Annotated in this window: 1 protein-coding gene; it reads left to right on the forward strand. The window is 64.8% G+C overall.

Going from position 1 to position 1,193, the window contains the following annotated elements; all coding sequences use genetic code 11:
• The first annotated feature begins 58 nt into the window (after positions 1-58).
• Positions 59-1,141, forward strand: a complete 1,083-nt coding sequence (locus G3I60_RS43605; protein WP_203675333.1) for an IS630 family transposase — start codon at positions 59-61, stop codon at positions 1,139-1,141.
• Positions 1,142-1,193 lie beyond the last annotated feature (52 nt).

Genomic DNA, 1,193 nt, shown 5'->3' on the forward strand with positions numbered 1-1,193 from the left:
CCCTAGTGTTCTGAGTCGGGAATTTTGTTCAGATGTGTAGGCTTGGCCTATGGCACGGATGGGGCGGCCGAAGGCCGAGTTGACGCTGTCGGATGAGGAACGGGCCGCGCTCGAGGAGTGGGTGCGGCGTCGTTCCACGCCGCAGGCGTGGGCCCTGCGGTGTCGGATCGTTCTGGCGTGTGCTGACGGTGTCTCGAACAAGGACGTGGCGGCTCAGCTCGGTTCCACGCCGCAGGCGGTGGGGCGCTGGCGGGCCCGGTTTGTGCAGTACCGGATTGCCGGTCTGGGTGACATGCCGCGTCCGGGTGGCCCCAGGACGGTAACGGACGAGCAGGTCGCCGCGGTGGTCACCAGGACGCTGGAATCCACGCCGAAGAACGCGACGCACTGGTCGACTCGTTCGATGGCGAAGGAAATGGGCTTGTCGCAGTCGTCGGTGTCGCGGATCTGGCGGGCGTTCGGCCTGCAGCCGCACCGGTCGCAGACCTTCAAGTTGTCGACGGATCCGTACTTCGTGGACAAGGTCCATGATGTCGTCGGTCTCTACCTGGACCCGCCCGAGCGGGCCCTGGTCTTCTGCGTGGACGAGAAGTCGCAGATCCAGGCCCTGGACCGGTCCCAGCCCGTGCTGCCGATGATGCCCGGGGTTCCCGAGCGAGCCACCCATGACTACGTCCGTGCCGGCACCACCACCCTGTTCGCCGCGCTCGAGGTCGGCACCGGCAAAGTGATCGGGTCCCTGCACCGCCGCCACCGGGCCGAGGAATTCAAGAAGTTCCTGATCAAACTCGACAAGGAAGTGCCGGCCGGCCTGGACGTTCATCTGATCTGCGACAACTACGCGACCCACAAGACACCTGCGATCAAGAAGTGGCTGCTGGCTCACCCCCGCTTCCACCTGCACTTCACCCCGACCGGATCGTCCTGGCTGAACCTTGTCGAGCGGTGGTTCGCCGAGCTGACCAACAAACAGATACGGCGAGGCGTCCACAGGTCCGTCCAGGCCCTGGAGAAGGACATCCGTAACTGGATCGCCGCCTGGAACACCGACCCGAAGCCCTACGTCTGGACGAAGACTGCAGACGAGATCCTCGAACGCCTCGCCTCATATCTGAACAGAATTCCCGACTCAGAACACTAGGGCGTGTTGCGAAAGTCCCGCCTGGCCCACGACGCCTGGCACGCGCCCTCGC

The sequence above is a fragment of the Streptomyces sp. SID13666 genome (assembly GCF_010548325.1).
Taxonomy (GTDB): Bacteria; Actinomycetota; Actinomycetes; order Streptomycetales; family Streptomycetaceae; genus Actinacidiphila; species Actinacidiphila fildesensis.

Excerpts from the sequence above, each read along its gene's own strand:
- G3I60_RS43605 (WP_203675333.1), top strand. The coding sequence starts at position 59 with ATGGGGCGGCCGAAGGCCGAGTTGACGCTGTCGGATGAGGAACGGGCC.